Genomic DNA, 17,877 nt, shown 5'->3' with positions numbered 1-17,877 from the left:
CGTGCGCGCGTTGCTCGTGGTGGTGGTGGCGCTGCTGCTCGCGGGGTGCGCGCCCCCCGGCCAGCCCGTCACCCTGGGTGACCGGCCGCGCGAGGTGTCGCTGGTCGAGGTGGGCAAGGTCGCCGACCTGACCTTCCCGCCGGAGGCCGAGCTGCTGGCGGGCTGGTACTCGTACTTCCAGGAGTGGCACCTCGCCGCCCGGGTCCGGTTGCCCCGCGCCGCGCTGCCCGCGTTCCGCACGACCAACGGACTGCCCGAACCGACACGGGCGAGCGGCGAGTTCCGCAACCCGGCGAGCGACGCCGACCAGGGTTGGCGCCCCGCCGACGGCGAGGTCACCGGCGTGCCCAAAGCCACGCTCCCCGACGCCACCCGGTCGCTGCGCTTCCAGCCGGGGGACGGCGACACGGTCGTCGTCTACCTGCTGGCAGCCGATGTCTGACCGCGGTGCCGCGGGGTGGGTGCGGCCGATCAGCCGCGGGTGGGTCGTCCGCACCGAGGTGCCGGGCCCCGACGTCGACGAGTTCGCCGAACCCCGGCAGGTGACCGACGCGCTGGCCCGCCCCGGCGCGGCCCGCGAGACGCTGCTGGCCGTGCAACACCCGCATCGCACGCCCGCCGCGCTGGCCGACGGACTCAGCCTCACCGACGCGCTGCCCGCCGCCCGCCGCACCCTGCTCGACCTGGTGCGGGTGGCATACCGGCCGGTCGCCGACATCGTCGCACCGTACGAAGTGGACGGTCCAGACGGCGCGGCGACCGGGCTGCTGTGCATGGTCGACCCGGCCGCGGTCGGCGCCGACGGGCGCAACCGCGTCCGGCACAGCGAACAGGTCTACCCCGACGTGGTCGCCGAACGGGCCAGGGTGCTGGCCGGACTCGGCTGCGCCACCAGCGCGGCGCTGCTGGTCCCGGTCGCAGGCGGGGACCGGCTGACCGACGCGGTCCGCGAGGCCATCGCGGGCGCCGGCGCACCCGCGGTGTCCACTGTGGACTCCTCGGGCAGGCGGCACCGCGTGTGGCTGCTCGGCCCGGGCTTGGTGCGCGACACCCTGCTGACCGTCGCGGCGGCCCATCCGCTGCTGGTCGCGGACGGCAACCACCGGGTCGCGGCCGCCGCCGAGGCCGATCTCGACGGACTGCTCGCGCTGATCACCGCCGGACCGGGCCTGCGCATCGGTGCTTTCCACCGCGTGCTCACCGGCACCGGCCTGGACGCCAACGCACTGCGCGCGGCGTGGCACCGCGTCGGCCTCGACATCCGCGACGCGCCGGACACGACCGCGCCCACGGTGCCCGGCTCGGTCGTCGTTGAGTGCGGGGCGCGGCGGTTCGCGGTGGTGCTGCCGCCGCCGGATGATCACGAATCGCGGCCCCGGATCGATCACGCCGTGGTGGAGAACCTGTTGCTGCACAAGGCACTCGGGCTCGACCCGGAGGGCCCCCAGGTGCGCGCCCTGCCCGATGGCCGCGACCCGGGCGCCGGCGCGGACGCGGTCCTGCGGCTCGCCCCGGTGCCGCTCGCGGACGTCTTGGCGGTCCATGCGGCGGGCAGGCGGATGCCGCGCAAGAGCACGTACTTCACGCCGAAACCGCGCAGTGGGCTGCTACTGGCCGACCTCGGTAGTTGACTTCCGGCGCCGGAGTCAGGTCGCTGACTCCGCGGGCCGGACCTTGCGTTGCAGCGCCCGGGCCACCGGCTCGACCACGCGGGCCGCGACCGGGCCGAGGATGGCCATCAGCAGCACATAGGCGGTGGCCAGCGCCGCGAGTTGGCTGTCGACCGCACCCGCGCCGACCGCGAGGCCCGCGATGACGATGGAGAACTCGCCGCGGGCCACCAGGGCGGCGCCCGCGCGGGCCCGGCCCATCCGGGCGATGCCCTGCTGTCGCGCGGCCCACCAGCCGGTCGCGACCTTGGTGATCGTGGTGACGACAGCCAGTGCGATCGCATAGCCGAGCACCGACGGGATCGTCGACGGATCGGTGTTCAGCCCGAACACCACGAAGAACATCGCCGCGAACAGGTCGCGTAGCGGCTCCAGCAGCTTGGTCGCGTTCTCCGCGGTGGACCCGGAGATCGCGATGCCGAGCAGGAACGCGCCGACCGCCGCGGACACCTGCAACTGCGAGGCGACCCCGGCCACCAGCAGCGCCGCGCCGAGCACGCGCAGCAGGAACACCTCCGGCTCCGGGCTGTCCACCACCATCGACACGAACCGGCCGAACCGCAGCGCCACCACCAGCACCACCGTGATCACGACCATCGAGATGCCCACCGCGGTAAGCCCGCCGAGCAGTGTCGCGCCCGCCAGCAGCGCGGTGAGGATCGGCAGGTAGACCGCCATCGCCAAGTCCTCGAACACCAGGATCGACAGCACCACCGGGGTCTCCCGGTTGCCCAGCCTGCCCAGGTCGCCGAGGACTTTCGCGATGATGCCGGACGACGAGATGTAGGTGACCCCGGCCATGGCGAGCGCGCCGACCGGGCCCCAGCCCAGGATCAGCGCCACCGCCGCGCCCGGCAGGGCGTTGAGCACGAGGTCCAGCAGCCCGGCCATCCACGACCGGCGCAGGCCGGTGACCAGCTCGGCGGCCGAGTACTCCAGGCCGAGCAGCAGGAGCAGCAGGACGACGCCGATCTCACCCGCGATCTCGGTGAACCCCTCGATTCCCGCCAGCGGGATGACACCGCCCGCGCCGAACGCGAGTCCGCCCACCAGGTACAGCGGGATGGGGGAGATGCCGATCCGCCACGCGAGCCTGCCGAGCAGGCCGAGACCGAAGAAGACCGCTCCCAGCTCGATGAGAGCGACCGCCGTGGTGTGCACGCGCGCGGACTCAGCCGTGTTCGAGGACGTCGACGGCGCGCGCCAAACCGTCCGCCGTGCCGACCGTGACCAGCATGTCGCCGCCGCTCAGCGCGAAGTCCGGGCGGGGCGAGGGATGCACGGTGCCACCGCGCACCACCGCGACGACCGACACCGCCGTGCGCGTGCGCAGCGCCGTGTCGCCCAGCGTGCGTCCGTCGAACGGCGAGCGCGGGGCGAGCGGGAGCTGCCGGGTGGTCACGCCCGTGACCTCGCGGTGCGCCTCCTCCAACTGGGCGACGAGGTGGGGGGCCCCGAGCAGGTTGGCCAGCGCGCCGGACTCCTCGACCGTCAGCGGGATCGACGCCACGCACGAATCCGGGTCGTCCGGTTTCGACACGATCAGGTCGAAGTGCCCATCGCGGTAGGTGATCACCCCGATCCGCCGCCCCGACCGCGAGACGAAGTCCTGGCGCGTGCCGATCCCGGGCAGTGGGGTCACCTCGACGTTCACCCCACCACCGTAACAACCTGCCCACTGGCCGCGTGGGTCCCGCGGTCCTAGCGTTGCTGGCGTCGCGCCCACTGCTGCTCGGGAGGCCGCCATGGCCGGTCGGACCAAGTTCCTGCTCGACGAGTCGGACATGCCGACCCAGTGGTACAACGTCATTCCCGACCTGCCCGAGCCGCCGCCCCCGCCGCTGCACCCCGGCACCGGGCAGCCCATCGGGCCGAGCGACCTGGCGCCGCTGTTCCCGCAGGCGCTGATCGCCCAGGAGGTGTCCGGGGAGAGCTACATCGACATCCCCGACGAGGTGCTCGACGTCTACCGGCTGTGGCGCCCGTCGCCGCTGTTCCGCGCGCACCGGCTGGAGCGCGCGCTCGGCACGCCCGCGCGGATCTACTACAAGTACGAGGGCGTCAGCCCGGTCGGCTCGCACAAGCCGAACACCGCGGTGCCGCAAGCGTTCTACAACGCGCGCGAGGGCGTCACGAAGCTGACGACCGAGACCGGCGCGGGCCAGTGGGGCAGCGCGATCGCGTTCGCCTGCTCGGTGTTCGGCCTGGAGTGCGAGGTCTGGCAGGTGCGGGCGTCGTTCGACCAGAAGCCGTACCGGAAGCTGATGATGGAGACCTACGGGGCCACCGTGCATCCGAGCCCGTCGGAGCTGACCGCCGCGGGCCGCGCCGTGCTCGCCGAGCACCCCGACTCCACCGGCAGCCTCGGCATCGCGATCAGCGAGGCCGTCGAGATGGCCGCCGCCGACCCGGACGCGAAGTACGCGCTGGGCAGCGTGCTCAACCACGTGCTGCTGCACCAGACCGTGATCGGCGAGGAGGCCATCAAGCAGTTCGCCCTGGCGGGGGACGCCCCGGACGTGATCGTCGGCTGCACGGGCGGCGGCTCCAACTTCGGCGGCCTCGTCTTCCCGTTCCTGCGGGAGAAGCTGGCGGGCCGGATGGCGCCCGCGATCCGCGCGGTCGAGCCCGCCGCCTGCCCGTCGCTCACCCGCGGCGTCTACGCCTACGACTTCGGCGACACCGCCGGGCTCACGCCACTGCTCAAGATGCACACCCTGGGACACGGGTTCATCCCCGACCCGATCCACGCGGGCGGACTGCGCTACCACGGCATGTCGCCGCTGCTCTCGCACATCTACGAACTCGGCCTGATCGACGCGGTCGCGATCGGACAGTCGGAGTGCTTCGCCGCGGGAGTGCGGTTCGCGCGGGCGGAGGGGATCATCCCGGCGCCGGAGCCGACCCACGCGTTGGCGGAATGCGTGCGGGAAGCGTTGCGGTGCAAGGAATCGGGGGAGGAGAAGGTGATCCTGACCGCGCTGTGCGGGCACGCGCACCTGGACCTGCCCGCTTACGGCGCCTACCTGGCGGGGGAGATGGTGGATCACGAGCCCGCCGACAGCGAGATCGAGAGGGCACTGTCCGAACTGCCGTCACTCACCTGACGGCCGGAGAACAGCGCGGTCAACCGGGGCAGGCGGCGCGCGACCTCCTCCGGGTCTGCCGCGTCCCAGTCCTCGCCTGCTGGGTCCGGGGCGACCGGGAGTTCCGCGCCCAGCGCCTCGTCCAGGCCGCAGTCGCGCCCGGTGACCTCCTGGTGTGCCTCGTGCGCGGCGAAGTCGAGGCTTTCCCACTCGGGCCAGTCCTGGTCCGACCAGGCGTTCATCGGCTTGCGCGCGAGCGCCCGCACCGCATCGACCTCGGCGAGGGCGTCCGGCTCGGCCACGACGCGCTCGAAGGTGGCCCGGCCCAGGCTCAGCAGCCAGAGCTGGAAGTACCAGAAGCCGTCGTCCGAGCAGCCGTCCTGGATCAGCCCGGCCGCGGCCCACAGGGTCCAGGTGTCGGCGCGCAGCCGCACACTCGACAGCTTGCGGGCGAAGTCGACGATCTGCGGCACCGGCAGCCGCGTCAGCTCCTCGGCGAGCCACTCGGTGCGCTCGTCGAGGTCGCCAGGCTGCTCGGCGGCTCGCTCGATCAGCCGCCAGAAGGCTTCGTCGGTCATGGCGGGGATCTTCGCAGCGACCACCGACAATTCTCGGCCGCGCAGTAGGCTCGTCCGCGTCACATACACTTCGCCGCGCGTGCGATCCCGTAGTCCAACGGAGTGATGATTCTGTGACCGAGCCATCGGCGGACACCACCGCCGCGCTGACCTACACCTCATACCTCGCCCTCGACGACGTGCTCGACGCCCAGCACCCTCGCTCCGACGAGCACGACGAACTGCTGTTCATCGTCATCCACCAGGTCTACGAGTTGTGGTTCAAGCAGCTCCTGCACGAACTGGCGCACCTGCAGGTCAAGCTGGTCGACGGCGACACCGCGCACGCCGTGCGCACGCTGCGCCGGGTGCTGACGATCTTCAAGGTCGTGGTCGCGCAGATCGACGTGCTGGAGACCATGACCCCGCGCCAGTTCACCAGCTTCCGGCTCCGGCTGGAGGCGTCCAGCGGCTTCCAGTCCGCGCAGTTCCGCGAGCTGGAGGCGGTGCTCGGCAGGCGCGACGAGCACGCGTTCGCGCACTACCCCGAAGGCGGCGAGCAGCGGACCCGGATCGCGGGCGCCATGGCCCGCCCCTCGGTGTTCGATGCCTTCCTCGCCTATCTCGCCGTGCACGGCTATGCCGTCCCGACAGCCCTGCTGGAGCGCGATGTGACCAAGCCCGCCGAACCCTCCCTCGAACTGCAGCGAGTGCTGCTCGCCGTCTACGCCGACGACTCCGGCCCGTCCACGGTCGTCGAGCACCTGGTCGACCTGGACGAGGGCCTGCAGGAGTGGCGCTACCGACACGTGAAGATGGTGGAGCGCACCATCGGCGCCAAGATCGGCACCGGCGGCTCGCCGGGCGCGGCCTACCTGCGCGGCACGCTGTTCACGCCTGCCTTCCCCGACCTGTGGGCCGTGCGGGGCGAGCTGTGAGGCCCGCGGAGCTGGCCCAGCACTACACGCGGTTCCGGGTGGCCGAGCGGCTGCTGCTGACCGGGCACTCCCACCAGGCGTGGCCGGACGTCGCCAGGGAAGGCCAGGTCGAGGCGTTCGACGACGCCGCGGCCACCGTGGACGAGAAGTGGGAGCGCGCGTTCGCCAAGGCCGACCGGGTGCGCTCGGCCTACCGCGCGCTGCTCGGCGACCGGGACGGCGACATCGCCCTGGGAGCCAACACCCACGAGCTGGTGATCCGCTTCCTGTCCGCTGTGGACCTCGCCGCCCGGCCCCGGCTGGTGACCACCGACGGCGAATTCCACACCCTACGCAGGCAACTCGCCCGACTCGCCGAGGACGTGGTCGAGGTCGTGCGGGTGCCCGCGCTGCCCGCGGCCACCCTCGCCGAGCGGCTCGCGTCCGAAGTGGACGACCGCACGGCCGCGGTACTGGTGTCGTCGGTGCTGTTCGAGACGTCGTGGATCGTGCCGAATCTCGGTGAGCTGGCCGCCGCGTGCGCCCGCGCGGGCACGGAACTGCTGGTCGACGCCTACCACGCGCTCGGCGTCGTTCCCGTGTCGCTGTCGGACTCGGGTCTGGCCGACGCTTGGGTCGTCGGCGGCGGGTACAAGTATCTGCAGCTCGGCGAGGGCAACTGCTTCCTGCGGCTGCCCCCGCACGCCCAGCGGATGCGGCCGGTCATCACGGGGTGGTTCGCCGAATTCGCCGCCCTCGCCGACGAGAAGGACCCCGATCTCGTCGCCTACGGTCCCGGCGCAACCCGGTTCGCGGGCGCCACCTACGACCCGGCCAGCCACTACCGCGCCGCGCGGGTGATCGACTTCTTCGCCGAACACGGGCTCACGCCCGCAGTGCTCCGTGCGACCTCCCTGCACCAGAACGACGTCCTGCTCGCCGCGTTCGACGACCTCGACCTGCCCCCGGCGGTCGTCACCCGCGACCGCGGCGTCACCCGCACGGCTTTCGGCGGCTTCCTGTCGCTGCGCTCGCCCCGGGCGGCCGAGTTCCAGCGCGCCCTCGCCGACCGCGGCGTCTCGACCGACAGCCGAGGCGAGTACCTGCGCTTCGGCCCCGCGCCTTACCTGAGCGATGACCAGCTTCGCGCGGCGATCGCGGCGCTCGGGGAGGTGGCAGTGGCGGCCACTCCCGCCAGTGTCGCGGTGCAGGCCGAGCCTGGCGGCGTTGCCGCGCTCGGCGAAGTTGCAGAGTCTGGCGACGTTGCCGAGGTCGGCGACGTTGCTGGGTCTGGCGGTGTTGCCGAGGTCGGCGAAGTTGCTGGGTCTGGCGGTGTTGCCGAGCTTGACGACGACATTGCCGAGCCCGGCCGGTTTGCCGTGCCTGGCGAGCCCGCAGAGTCTGGCGAGCCTGCCGAGACCGTGGTGCCTGGCGGGCCTACGCGGCGTGGCGGTCCCAGTGTGCCAGCCGAGGTCGCGGTGTCCGGCGAACCCGGTCACTGATCGAGTCGCCGTCGGGCGGGTGTGGGCGCATGTTCCTCGTGTGACCCGTCCGGCGGAGGGAGCCGCGATGACGAGAGCCTGTTCGTCACCGCGCGCACGATGCGCGACGTCGACCTCGACCTCGGCTCGCTGCCCATCCGCGGCAACGACAACCGGCCGCGCGGCGTCATCACCGACCCGCGTGACGTGATCGGATCGCGTGACCGTGGCTGGATCCCGTGATTCGGCGGCACCGCCGACCTAGGTGGATCGCCCGCCCGACCGGGTTGGATCGCCGACCGGGTTGGATCGCCCGACCAGGTTGGACCGCCGACCGGTTGGATCGCCCGATCCGGCTGCTCCGATTCGACGCAGCCGCCTAGTCGAGCAAACAGCAGCGCCTGATCATCTCGACGAGTTGGCGGAGCGGGTCAGCACCACCACCGGGATCTCGCGGTCCGCTTTGCGCTGGTAGGAGGCATAGGTCGGGAACACCCGCACCATCTCCGCCCACAGCGCGGGCTTCGCCGCCTGCTCCGCCGTCACCGCTCGCGCGGTGAACACGTCCCCGAGGACCTGGACGCCCACCCGCGGCTCGGCGAGCAGGTTCAGGTACCACGCCGGATGCGCGGCCGCACCGCCGTTCGACGCGACCAGCAGGTAGTCCTCGCCGCTGCGGCCGTAGATCAGTGGCGTGCACCGCCGCACGCCCGAGCGCCTGCCCAGCGTGGTCAACAGCAGCGTCGGATAGCCGTTGAACAGGTGGCCATCCGCGCCGTCGGAGGCCAGGTAGCGGGCGGTGTGGTGGGCTACCCAGTCGGTGGGGCTGTGGGCGATCTCGGTCATGCCGCGACGGTAGCCGCACCCACCGACAGAAAGTGGCGCCCGTCACCGACGTCGGCCGGCCGGAGGTCCGCGGAGGCCGCCAGGCAGAATGGACCGCTGGTACAGGCATCCGCAAGAGGAGGCAGTCGCGGTGGGACAGGGTGAGCTTCGTGGTGTCGTCGCGCTGGACGGACCCTCGGGCACCGGCAAGTCCACCGTCGCCCGCAGGCTCGCGGCCACGCTGCGCTCCGGCTACCTCGACACGGGCGCGATGTACCGCGCGATCACCCTCGCCGTACTGCGGGACGGCGTCGACCCGGCCGACGGCGCGGCCGTGCTCCGGGTCGCCGAGCAGGCCGAGTTGCACATCGGGACCGACCCGAACCACGCGGACGTGCGCCTGGCCGGGGAGGACGTCGCCGCGGAGATTCGGGGGCGGAAGGTGACGCTCGCGGTGTCCGCGGTGTCGGCCGTGCCGCGGGTGCGCGAGCTGCTGGTGGCCCGCCAGCGGCAGCTCATCAGCGAGGCCAGGGCCCGGATCGGCGGCATCGTGGTCGAGGGCCGCGACATCGGCACCGTCGTGGTGCCCGACGCGGGCCTCAAGGTCTACCTCACCGCATCGGCCGACGCCCGCGCGTCGCGGCGGACCAAACAGGACAGTCGCGAAGGCCGTACGTCCACAGTGGACGCCACGCTGGCCGACGTGGAACGTCGTGACCGGCTCGACTCCACCCGCGCGGCCTCGCCGCTGCGCCCGGCCGTCGACGCGGTGGAGATCGACACCACCGACCTGGACATCCGGGCCGTGCTCGACCGGCTGCTCGACATCGTCCGCGACCGGGGACTGCGCGGCACCGCCGCGCGGTCGGCGGGACGGTGAGCGCGTGACCGGTCTGCCCGAGGGCGCCCTGCCCTGGCTGCACGACACGTGCCGGGTCATCGGCCGCTGGTGCTTCCGCCCCGCGTACCGGGTCCGGGTGCGCGGACTGCACCACGTGCCCCGCACCGGCCCGGTGGTGCTCGTGGCCAACCACAGCTCGATGATCGAGCCGCAGCTCATCTTCGGAATGCTGCCGCGCCGCTCGGTGTTCCTGGTCAAGCGGGAGATGTTCCGCGGCCTCGCGGGCCGGGGCCTGCGCGCCATCGGGCAGATCGGCGTCCGGCGCGGCGAGCCCGACCGCACGCCGCTGCTCGCCGCGGTGGGCGTGCTGCGCGACGGCGGTCTCGTCAGCGTGTTTCCCGAGGGCACGCGCGGTACGGGCGACGTCGCCGCGGCCGAGCCGGGCGCGGCCTGGCTGGTCCGCTCGTCCGGCGCGCTGGTGCTGCCCGTCGCCACCCGCGGCACGCGGCGGCCCGACGGCAGCGGCAGGCGCTGGCGTCCCGTCGTCGACGTGCTTGTCGGCGAGCCGTTCGAGCTGCGGGTCGGCCGCGGCCGACCCGGCCTCGCGGACGCCACCGAACAGATCCGGGTCCGGCTCGCCGACCTGGTCCACGAACTCGACGAGCAGCGTGCGCTGCACACGAAAGCGGAGTCATGACTGAGCTGGATGGCACTTGGGCCGACGAGTCCGAGTGGGACGCGATCGCCGACGGATTCGGCGACGACGATGACGGCGGCGCCACACCGCAACCGGTGCTGGCCATCGTCGGCAGGCCCAACGTGGGCAAGTCGACGCTGGTCAACCGCATCCTGGGCCGCCGCGAGGCGGTCGTGCAGGACATCCCCGGCGTCACCCGCGACCGCGTCGCCTACGACGCGCTGTGGAACGGCCGCCGGTTCACCGTGCTCGACACCGGCGGCTGGGAGCCCGGCCTGGACGGCCTGGCGGGCGCCGTCGCCGCGCAGGCCGAGTACGCGATGGCGCACGCGGACGCCGTGGTCGTCGTGGTGGACGCCACCGTCGGCGCCACGGCCACCGACGAGGCCGTCGCGAAGGTGCTGCGCCGCTCGAAGAGTCCGGTGATCCTGGTCGCGAACAAGGTCGACGACGAGCGCCTGCTCGCCGACACCGCCGCGCTCTGGTCGCTCGGCCTCGGCGAGCCGTTCCCGGTCAGCGCGCTGCACGGCCGCAACTCCGGCGACCTGCTCGACGCCATCCTCGCCGCGCTGCCCGCGACCCCGAAGGAGACCTTCGGCGCCAAGGGCGGCCCCCGCCGAGTCGCGCTGATCGGCAAGCCCAACGTCGGCAAGTCGAGCCTGCTCAACCGGCTCAGCGGCGAGGACCGCGCGGTGGTCGACGCGGTCGCGGGCACCACCGTCGACCCGGTCGACTCGCTGGTCGAGCTGGACGGGCAGGTGTGGCGCTTCGTCGACACCGCGGGTCTGCGCAAGCGGGTCAACTTCGCCAGCGGCACCGAGTACTACGCCTCGCTGCGCACCAAGGCGGCCATCGAGTCCGCCGAGGTCGCCATCGTCCTGCTCGACGCCAGCGAGCCGATCGCCGAGCAGGACCTGCGGGTGCTCACCATGGTCGTGGAGTCCGGGCGCGCCTGCGTGCTCGCGTTCAACAAGTGGGACCTGGTCGACGAGGACCGCAGGCACCAGTTGGAACGCGAACTCGACCGCGGCCTGGTCCGCGTGCCGTGGGCGGAGAAGGTCAACGTCTCCGCGCTCACCGGCCGCGCCGTGCGCAAGCTCGCGCCCGCCCTGCGCACCGCGCTCGACTCCTGGGACCAGCGGGTGTCCACCGGCCAGCTCAACGGCTGGCTGGCCGACCTCGTCGCCGCGACACCCCCGCCGGTGCGCGGCGGCAAGCAGCCGAAGATCCTCTTCGCCACCCAGGCGCAGACCCGCCCGCCGACAATCGTGCTGTTCACCAGCGGGTTCCTGGAGGCGGGCTACCGGCGGTTCGTCGAGCGCAAGTTCCGCGAGCAGTTCGGCTTCACCGGCAGCCCGGTGCGGATCTCGGTCCGCGTGCGGGAGAAGAAACAGCGCAAGAGCTAGCCGAGGGCGTGCTCGCGCACCAGCTTCGCGCTGAGTTCGGGCCGCTCCCACCAGAACAGGTGCCCGACGCCGTCGAGCATCTCCAGGCGCGCGCCGGGCACCAGCCCGGCGATGTGCGCGCCGTTCATCGGCGTGATCATCTCGTCCTCGGTGCCGTGTACGACGAGCGTGGGGATGGCCAGTTTCCGCAGCCCGCGCACCGCGTCGTGCGCCAGGGCGGCCTGGAACTGCAGCAGCACCACCGGCCCCGGCACCCGCTCGGCCAGCGTCACGTCCAGGAACTCGGCGTAGCGGGACTCGTCGGCGCGGAAGCCGGGGGAGAGGTTCGCCTCGTAGCCCGCGCGCAGCGACTTCCGGGCGTCGCCGGTGTTCATCGCGGCCAGCATGCGGGCGGGTCCGGGCGCGTCGAGGGCGCCGCCGTCCGGGCCCGCGTAGGTGCAGCCGAGGACGAGCGTGCGGACCTGGTCGGGGTGGGCCACCGCCAGCTCCTGCGCCACCATCCCGCCCAGTGAGATCCCCAGCACGTGCGCGTCCGACCAGCCCACCGCCCCGAGTACGCGCGCCGCGTCGTCGGCCAGCCCGGCCACGGTGAACGGGCCCTCCGCCCAACTGCTCTCGCCGATGCCGCGGTGGTTGTACGCGACCACGTCGAAATCGCGTTCCAGCAGGGCGAGGAACGGCTCGCCCCAGAGCCGGTCGTGGCCCGCCATGCCCTGGATGAGCAGCAGCGGGGCGCCCTGGCCGCGGCGGACGTAGTGCAGTCGACGGTCACCAAGGTCGGCGATCGGCACAGTTGGCTCTCCTGTCGGGGGCGCGGCTCTGACCAGGCCAAGGTTAGGCTTGCGCAACGGGAGCCGGGAGGTCGGGCGTTGGGGATCATGCCTGTACGCGTCGTGCTGGCGGACGACGAGGCGCTGCTGCGCCACGGTCTGAGCGTGTTGCTGCAGGCGGGCGGCCACATCGAGGTCGTCGCCGAGGCCGCGGACGGCGCCTCCGCCGTCGACGCCGTCCGCCGCCACCGCCCCGACGTCGTGCTGTTGGACGTCCAGATGCCCGGCGTCGACGGTCTGGCGGCGCTGCGGATGCTGGCGGCGATGCCGAACGCCCCAGCCGCCGCCGTGCTCACCACCTTCGACCTGGACGACTACGTCGCCCGCGCGCTCGAACTCGGCGCCCAGGGATTCCTGCTCAAGGACGCGGAGCCGGACATGCTTGTCCGCGCTGTCCTCGACCTGGCCGCGGGCGGCGCCGTCCTCGACCCGCGGATCACCGCCCGCCTCCTGCCCCGCCTGCGCGGCGCGGGCGTCGCCCTGCACCGGGCCCAGGCCATCGCCACGCTGAGCGCCCGCGAACGCCAGGTCCTCGACCTGCTCGCCGACGGCAGGCCGAATGCGGCCATCGGCTCCGCCCTGGGTCTTACCGAGGCCACGGTGAAGAGCTATGTGTCCGCGCTGATGACCAAGCTTGGTGTGCAGAACCGGGTGCAGGCCGCGCTGCTCCTGCATGGGGTGGACGTGGTGTCCGAGGGCAGGTCGTGACCGTGTTCCCGATCGGAGGTGTCCGGTATGCCGCGTCTCGCGCGCGTCCTGGGAGGTGAACTGCTCGTGGTCGGCATCCCGCTGGCAGCGGTGCTGCTGTCGCATCCGACCGCCTTCGCCTTCGCCGTACCCACCGCCGTGATCGCCTGCCTGGCGCTGCCGCTACGGCTGCGCCTGCCGTGGCTCGTGATGCTGGTGTGCCTGCCCGCGCTCGTCGGCGGCCTGGGCTGGCCGCCCGCGATCGTCGCCCTGTTCCGCATCGGGCGAACGGCACCCCGCATCCGCGCCGCCGCCGTGTGGGTGGTGGTCGGGTTCCTCGCGATCGCGATCCCGGTCCAGTTCAGCGTGGTCATGCCGGTGGCGGATCGAATCATGAGCCTCATGTTCGCGCTGGTCGCGATCGGCTGCCCGGCGGCGCTGGGTGTCCTCGTCCGCCTCCGCGGCGACCTCGCCGCCAGCCTGGCCGAGGTCGAGCGCGCCCGAAAGGCCGAGCTGGAGGCGCGCCTCGACCGCGCCCGCGCCGAGGAACGCAACCGCATCGCCCGCGAGATCCACGATGCCGTCGGCCATCACGCCACCCTCATCGCCGTCCAGGCCGCGGCGCTGTCCGCGACCACCGACGATCCGCGTGCCAAGGAGACCGCCGACCGGCTGCGTGAACTCGCCAAACAGTCCCTCGCCGAGATGCGCGCCGCCCTCGGCCTCGCCGCCGTCGACCAGCGCGGCATCGCCGACCTCCCCGACCTCGTCACCCGTGCCCGAGGCGCGGGCCTCGCCGTCACCTTCGCCGAAGAGCCCGCCGCCGACTCCAGCACCCCGGCAGTCGGCCGCGCCGTCTACCGCGTGGTCCAGGAAGCCCTCACGAACACCGTCAAACATGCCCCCGGCGCCCCCGTGGACATCCGCCTGGTCCGCGATGCGCAGCGGATCATCGTCTCCGTGGTCAACGGCGCTCCCCGCCACCCCGCCGATACCGTCGATTCCGGCGGCACCGGCCTCGAAGGACTCATCGAACGCGTCCACAACGTCGGCGGCACCTTCCGCGCCGAACCACTCCCGAACGGCGGCTTCTCCGTCCTGGCCGACCTTCCGGCACTACCGACGAAAGTCGGTCCGAACCCCTCGACTTCCGGCGGTGGCAGCCCACTGCGCGCCGGGCGATAGTCGACCTGGTGCCGGCGCCGTTGGGGAATGGTGAAGGACCGAGGGGATCACGCGGGGACTCGCCACTGGCGGGTCCCCGCACCCGTGTCCGGGTGTTGGGCGGCCGTGCGCTAGGCTTGCGCAGCACTCGTGAGAGCGGATGTGGCCGGGCTGTGGCGCAGTTTGGTAGCGCACTTGACTGGGGGTCAAGGGGTCGCAGGTTCGAATCCTGTCAGCCCGACAGGTGATCAAAGCCCTCTGAACTGGTTGTTTGCCCAGTTCAGAGGGCTTTGGGTTGCTTCGACGCTGACGGGTGAGGTGGAGTCGGCCTACCCTGCGTCCATGGGAACCCTCCTGGACGGCGACGTCCGCGCGGAGACTGTCGAACGTTGCCTGCTGGTTCGCCGCGCGGGCGCGCGTCGGTTCGGCAGGCGCGGCGTGGCCACCACCGCGAGTTTCCTTCGCGATGTCCGAGACCACCCGATGTTGCGCAGCGGAAAGCACAGCACCTTGCTTGTCGACGTGATGCGCGAGCAGGACTCCGCCTGAGCGAGTGTCGGTTCAGCCCACCCCGCCACGTGATCACCAACACCGCCCGACCGTCCACACAGGAGTTGACGATGTGGCAGGGAACAGTGGCTCTCCAGCCCGGGCGGTTGATCTACGCCGGTCAGCTGGGCGTCGCGCATCGGCACCGGCATGCCGCGGTGCAACTCGTGCTCGCCATTGCCGAGCCGGTGCGGCTGCGCGACGAGTCCGGCACTGAATGGCAGGGCCGCGCGGCGGTCATTCCGCCTGGCGCGGAACACGAACTGGCAGGCGGCTCGGCGGGGCTCATGGCGTGGATCGACGCCGACGGACTGTTCGGTCAGGCATTGACCGCGCGGGTGCGGCGCACGCGACTGCCCGTCGATTCCGTCGCCGCGTGGGCCGCGGCGGCGCGGCCGCTGCTCGACGACATCCTGGACGGCAACCTGGACCACATCCCAAGCGCCTGCCAGGTTCTCGGCAAGCTCGCCGACGCAGGCCCGCCCAACGAGACGCCGTTGCACCCTGCGCTGCGGCGGGCGGTCGCCGTGCTGCCCGCCATGCTGGACCACACTGTCCACCTGGGACAGCTCGCGGCGGCGGCCGGAATCTCGGCCAGCAGGCTCGGTCACCTGTTCGCCGACGAACTCGGTCTACCGTTCCGTGCCTACGTGCGGTGGGCGCGTCTGCGGCGCGCGATCGACCACGCTCGGCACGGCGGGACCCTCACCGATGCGGCGCACGCCGCCGGGTTCGCCGACAGCGCGCACCTCACCCGCGTCTGCCACGAGATGTTCGGTCTCGCCCCTTCGCTGCTGGCACGCGCCGTGGACTGGCACGAACCGGTGCCATGAGTCAGCGAGTCTGTTCAAGCCCGAACGCTGGTCGACCCGCAGGCTCAAGGACATGCGCACACTCGTCCGGTACGGCTACGCGCCGTTCATGCTCTTGGCCATCAACGGCACCGGGATCGCCATCGTCGCCGCAGGCGGCGCCAAGCTCTGGTTGCTCACCCTGCTGCTGCTCGCCATCGCGGCGTCGTTCGCCGCCGAACGCGTCCTGCCTTACCGAGAGGAGTGGAACACCCCGCGCGATGACGATCGGCGCGACGCCGCCCACGCCGCGGTGAACGAGACCCTCACCCTTGCCTGCGTCGCCGCGCTGCCCGTGCTCACCGCCGTCGCTTCGATCGACGGCGTCTGGCCCCATGGCTGGCCGTTCGTGCTCCAGGTGCTCGCCGCGGTGCTCGTGGCCGACCTCGGCATCACGCTGGTCCACCTGGCCAGCCACCGAGTCCCGGCGCTGTGGCGGCTGCACGCGGTGCACCACAGCGTCACCCGCGCCTACGGCTTCAACGGCCTGATGAAGCACCCGCTCCATCAGACCCTGGAAACCGCGGGCGGGGTCGCACCCCTGGTGCTGCTCGGCTTGCCGACCAGCGTGGCCTACGCACTCGCCCTCTGCGTCGCCGTCCAACTCCTTCTCCAGCATTCCAATGTGGACTATCGGGTGGGGCGGCTGCGCGCTGTGCTAGCGCTCAACCAGGCCCACCGGTTCCACCACCTGAAGTGGGCCGGTATCGGGGATGTCAACTTCGGACTGTTCACCCTGATCTGGGACCATCTTCTCGGCACCTACACCTACGATCCCAACCGTCGGTTCGACAGCGGCGACCTCGGGATGGCAGCCAAACCCCATTACCCCAACGGGTATCTCGCCCAGCTCGCCGAGCCCTTCCGACCCAGCGGTGCCTGCGCAGCGGACGAACGAGCGTCCCGCCGCGTGCGCCAGGATGTCCGGCCGCCTGATCAGCAGCCGCGTGTGGCGGACGCCCGCCGTGTGGATCCCTGAAGTCGGATAGTGATGATCTTCGCTTTCAGCGCAAGGGAGTCCATGGCTTGACGACACTGCTGCTCATCCACGGCGGCCTCTGGGAACAGATGGACGCCGAGCGGTTCTGGCACCAACCGGGCGTCGTGACCGGCCTGCAACAGCGTGGCTTCGGTGTGCTGGCCCCCAATCGACCGGTTCGACCATCCACCTGGACCGCCGAAGTCGACCACCTCGCGGCGGCACTACCCAATCAGCCGATCACCGTCATGGCAGGCTCGAATGGCTGTTCCCCGGCGGTTCGGCTCGCCTTGACCTTTCCGCACTTCGTCGCACGGCTGGTGCTGGCCTGGCCTGCGACCGCCTGCGATCCCGATATCGATGCCCGTGCCCGCCACCGCCTCACCGAGCAAGGCGCCTCACCCACGGCCATCAATGCACTGCTGGCCGGCAGAACACTGCGCGGCGTCACCGACGACGAGATCTCCGCCCTGCGCACACCGGTCGGAGTGCTCCCCTCGGTTCCAGACAATCCGACCCACCAGCGCCACACCGTCGACGCGTTGCTCAGCCTGCTGCCACAAGCCGAAGAGTTGCCCGGCTGCCCCGAGCCACCCCATCCCGACTTCCACCACCACGCGACACGGTTCCTGGACACGATCACCCTTTTCGCGAAGTGGTCACCGACTCCTTCAGGTAGATGCGATGTCTGACGTCGCCGGAGGCCGTGCACCACGAGGACGTCCTGCGCTACCGGGTGGCGGCGAGCGGGCTTCCCGGCGTGACCAAGGGCATGACCAACGCGAAGTGCGGCAGGCATACCGCCCGAAGCCCGCTCGACACGTGTCTTGGTCGACTTGTTTGCGTGAGCAATGCCGTTCTCCGGTCGTGCACGGGTTGGGGTCCGGCGGTCGGGCCGGGCTGCACGCTGGGGCAGTGGTGAATCAACGACGGACCTGGCGGCCGGAGCCGCTGGGGCGCGGCATTGTCCGGGTCGGCGCGGAGTTGGCTGTCCCCGCGGCCGGGATCGTGGTCTTCGTGCTGGGGCGCGTCTTCGGGGAGGACACGGTGGGGCGGGATTTCTGGGCGGGCGTGCTCGCCATGGCGGGCACGTTGGGGCTGCTGCATCCCCGCGTGCTCTTCGGCTGGGAAACGCCGCGGTGGCGGTTTGCCGGAAGTCGGCCGGAGCCGTCGGCGGCTTGCCTGTGGTCCACGCGGATCGGGGGCGCGGTGGCGCTGGTGGCAAGCATTCTGGTCGTGCTGTTCGTGTCCGAGCCGGTCGATCCGGTGGTGCCCGCACCGTACTCGTCCTGGTGACTCGGATTGCCGCTGGACGAAGCGACGTCGGGCAGGATCAC

20 protein-coding genes, 1 tRNA gene and 1 pseudogene are annotated in these 17,877 nt (G+C 72.0%); 17 read left to right on the top strand and 5 right to left on the bottom strand.

Going from position 1 to position 17,877, the window contains the following annotated elements:
* The first annotated feature begins 1 nt into the window (after position 1).
* Positions 2 to 442 (top strand): hypothetical protein, encoded by a 441-nt coding sequence (locus tag ACT4N7_RS07985; protein ID WP_444827963.1) that lies wholly within the window; start codon positions 2 to 4, stop codon positions 440 to 442.
* A complete protein-coding gene (locus tag ACT4N7_RS07980) occupies positions 435 to 1,631 on the top strand; it encodes a DUF1015 family protein (RefSeq protein WP_444827962.1) in 1,197 nt (398 codons plus the stop codon). Before ACT4N7_RS07985 ends, ACT4N7_RS07980 begins: the two co-directional genes overlap by 8 nt.
* 15 nt (positions 1,632 to 1,646) lie before the next feature.
* On the opposite strand, the gene ACT4N7_RS07975 is transcribed toward ACT4N7_RS07980, so the two are convergent.
* Positions 1,647 to 2,831 (bottom strand): cation:proton antiporter, encoded by a 1,185-nt coding sequence (locus ACT4N7_RS07975; protein WP_444827961.1) that lies wholly within the window; start codon positions 2,829 to 2,831, stop codon positions 1,647 to 1,649.
* A gap of 10 nt (positions 2,832 to 2,841) precedes the next feature.
* Positions 2,842 to 3,324 (bottom strand): cation:proton antiporter regulatory subunit, encoded by a 483-nt coding sequence (locus ACT4N7_RS07970; RefSeq protein ID WP_444827960.1) that lies wholly within the window; start codon positions 3,322 to 3,324, stop codon positions 2,842 to 2,844.
* 91 nt (positions 3,325 to 3,415) lie between these two features.
* Here ACT4N7_RS07970 and ACT4N7_RS07965 point away from each other — a divergent pair, with 91 nt between their 5' ends.
* Complete coding sequence (locus tag ACT4N7_RS07965; protein WP_444827959.1) at positions 3,416 to 4,777, top strand: TrpB-like pyridoxal phosphate-dependent enzyme; 1,362 nt, start codon at positions 3,416 to 3,418, stop codon at positions 4,775 to 4,777.
* Here ACT4N7_RS07965 and ACT4N7_RS07960 read toward each other — a convergent pair.
* Positions 4,717 to 5,334: a DUF4240 domain-containing protein gene (locus ACT4N7_RS07960; RefSeq protein ID WP_444827958.1), complete on the bottom strand. Its 618-nt coding sequence runs from the start codon at positions 5,332 to 5,334 to the stop codon at positions 4,717 to 4,719. The two genes, ACT4N7_RS07965 and ACT4N7_RS07960, sit on opposite strands and share 61 nt — an antisense overlap.
* A 113-nt stretch (positions 5,335 to 5,447) precedes the next feature.
* On the opposite strand from ACT4N7_RS07960, the gene ACT4N7_RS07955 reads away from it, so the two are divergent.
* The 3 genes and pseudogenes from ACT4N7_RS07955 (at position 5,448) to ACT4N7_RS07945 (ending at position 7,954) form a co-directional block, all read left to right on the top strand.
* Positions 5,448 to 6,251, top strand: coding sequence for a tryptophan 2,3-dioxygenase (locus ACT4N7_RS07955; RefSeq protein WP_444827957.1), 804 nt, complete (start codon positions 5,448 to 5,450; stop codon positions 6,249 to 6,251).
* Positions 6,248 to 7,405, top strand: a pseudogene (locus ACT4N7_RS07950) (kynureninase); the annotation flags it as partial. The gene ACT4N7_RS07955 and the pseudogene ACT4N7_RS07950, both read left to right, overlap by 4 nt.
* Before the next feature lie 426 nt (positions 7,406 to 7,831).
* A complete protein-coding gene (locus tag ACT4N7_RS07945; protein WP_444827956.1) occupies positions 7,832 to 7,954 on the top strand; it encodes a hypothetical protein in 123 nt (40 codons plus the stop codon).
* Between the two features lie 162 nt (positions 7,955 to 8,116).
* Here ACT4N7_RS07945 and ACT4N7_RS07940 read toward each other — a convergent pair whose 3' ends face one another.
* Entirely contained in the window at positions 8,117 to 8,557 is a 441-nt protein-coding gene (locus ACT4N7_RS07940; protein WP_444827955.1) for a nitroreductase family deazaflavin-dependent oxidoreductase, read from the bottom strand.
* A gap of 130 nt (positions 8,558 to 8,687) precedes the next feature.
* Between ACT4N7_RS07940 and cmk the strand changes: the two genes are divergently transcribed.
* Genes cmk through der form a run of 3 tightly spaced genes read left to right on the top strand, consistent with a single transcriptional unit; the run spans position 8,688 to position 11,480 of the window.
* Positions 8,688 to 9,416, top strand: coding sequence for a (d)CMP kinase (gene cmk / locus ACT4N7_RS07935; RefSeq protein ID WP_444827954.1), 729 nt, complete (start codon positions 8,688 to 8,690; stop codon positions 9,414 to 9,416).
* A 4-nt stretch (positions 9,417 to 9,420) separates the two neighbouring features.
* Complete coding sequence (locus ACT4N7_RS07930) at positions 9,421 to 10,074, top strand: lysophospholipid acyltransferase family protein (protein WP_444827953.1); 654 nt, start codon at positions 9,421 to 9,423, stop codon at positions 10,072 to 10,074.
* The gene (gene der / locus ACT4N7_RS07925) at positions 10,071 to 11,480 is read left to right on the top strand and encodes a ribosome biogenesis GTPase Der (protein ID WP_444827952.1); all 1,410 of its coding nucleotides are present in this window, start codon (positions 10,071 to 10,073) and stop codon (positions 11,478 to 11,480) included. The genes ACT4N7_RS07930 and der overlap by 4 nt, the downstream gene beginning before the upstream one ends.
* Here the strand turns inward: der and ACT4N7_RS07920 are convergent.
* Positions 11,477 to 12,271, bottom strand: coding sequence for an alpha/beta fold hydrolase (locus ACT4N7_RS07920; protein ID WP_444827951.1), 795 nt, complete (start codon positions 12,269 to 12,271; stop codon positions 11,477 to 11,479). The two genes, der and ACT4N7_RS07920, sit on opposite strands and share 4 nt — an antisense overlap.
* An 87-nt stretch (positions 12,272 to 12,358) precedes the next feature.
* Here ACT4N7_RS07920 and ACT4N7_RS07915 point away from each other — a divergent pair, with 87 nt between their 5' ends.
* From ACT4N7_RS07915 to ACT4N7_RS07880, 8 genes are all read left to right on the top strand, one after another.
* The gene (locus ACT4N7_RS07915; RefSeq protein WP_444827950.1) at positions 12,359 to 13,018 is read left to right on the top strand and encodes a response regulator; all 660 of its coding nucleotides are present in this window, start codon (positions 12,359 to 12,361) and stop codon (positions 13,016 to 13,018) included.
* A 27-nt stretch (positions 13,019 to 13,045) separates the two neighbouring features.
* Positions 13,046 to 14,182, top strand: coding sequence for a sensor histidine kinase (locus ACT4N7_RS07910; protein ID WP_444827949.1), 1,137 nt, complete (start codon positions 13,046 to 13,048; stop codon positions 14,180 to 14,182).
* Between the two features lie 146 nt (positions 14,183 to 14,328).
* Positions 14,329 to 14,402 (top strand) — tRNA-Pro (locus tag ACT4N7_RS07905).
* Between the two features lie 101 nt (positions 14,403 to 14,503).
* Positions 14,504 to 14,710 carry a hypothetical protein gene (locus ACT4N7_RS07900; RefSeq protein WP_444827948.1) on the top strand — a complete coding sequence of 69 codons (207 nt, stop codon included), beginning with the start codon at positions 14,504 to 14,506 and terminating at the stop codon, positions 14,708 to 14,710.
* A gap of 71 nt (positions 14,711 to 14,781) precedes the next feature.
* Positions 14,782 to 15,543, top strand: coding sequence for a helix-turn-helix transcriptional regulator (locus tag ACT4N7_RS07895; RefSeq protein WP_444827947.1), 762 nt, complete (start codon positions 14,782 to 14,784; stop codon positions 15,541 to 15,543).
* A 52-nt stretch (positions 15,544 to 15,595) separates the two neighbouring features.
* Positions 15,596 to 16,540 carry a sterol desaturase family protein gene (locus tag ACT4N7_RS07890; protein WP_444827946.1) on the top strand — a complete coding sequence of 315 codons (945 nt, stop codon included), beginning with the start codon at positions 15,596 to 15,598 and terminating at the stop codon, positions 16,538 to 16,540.
* Between the two features lie 47 nt (positions 16,541 to 16,587).
* Positions 16,588 to 17,232 carry an alpha/beta hydrolase gene (locus tag ACT4N7_RS07885; RefSeq protein ID WP_444827945.1) on the top strand — a complete coding sequence of 215 codons (645 nt, stop codon included), beginning with the start codon at positions 16,588 to 16,590 and terminating at the stop codon, positions 17,230 to 17,232.
* A 223-nt stretch (positions 17,233 to 17,455) separates the two neighbouring features.
* On the top strand, positions 17,456 to 17,836 hold the full coding sequence (locus tag ACT4N7_RS07880) for a hypothetical protein (protein ID WP_444827944.1): 381 nt from the start codon (positions 17,456 to 17,458) through the stop codon (positions 17,834 to 17,836).
* Positions 17,837 to 17,877 lie beyond the last annotated feature (41 nt).

This window comes from Actinokineospora sp. (assembly GCF_052390155.1).
Lineage (GTDB): Bacteria > Actinomycetota > Actinomycetes > Mycobacteriales > Pseudonocardiaceae > Actinokineospora.
This window is presented reverse-complemented; position numbering and strand designations above follow the sequence as displayed.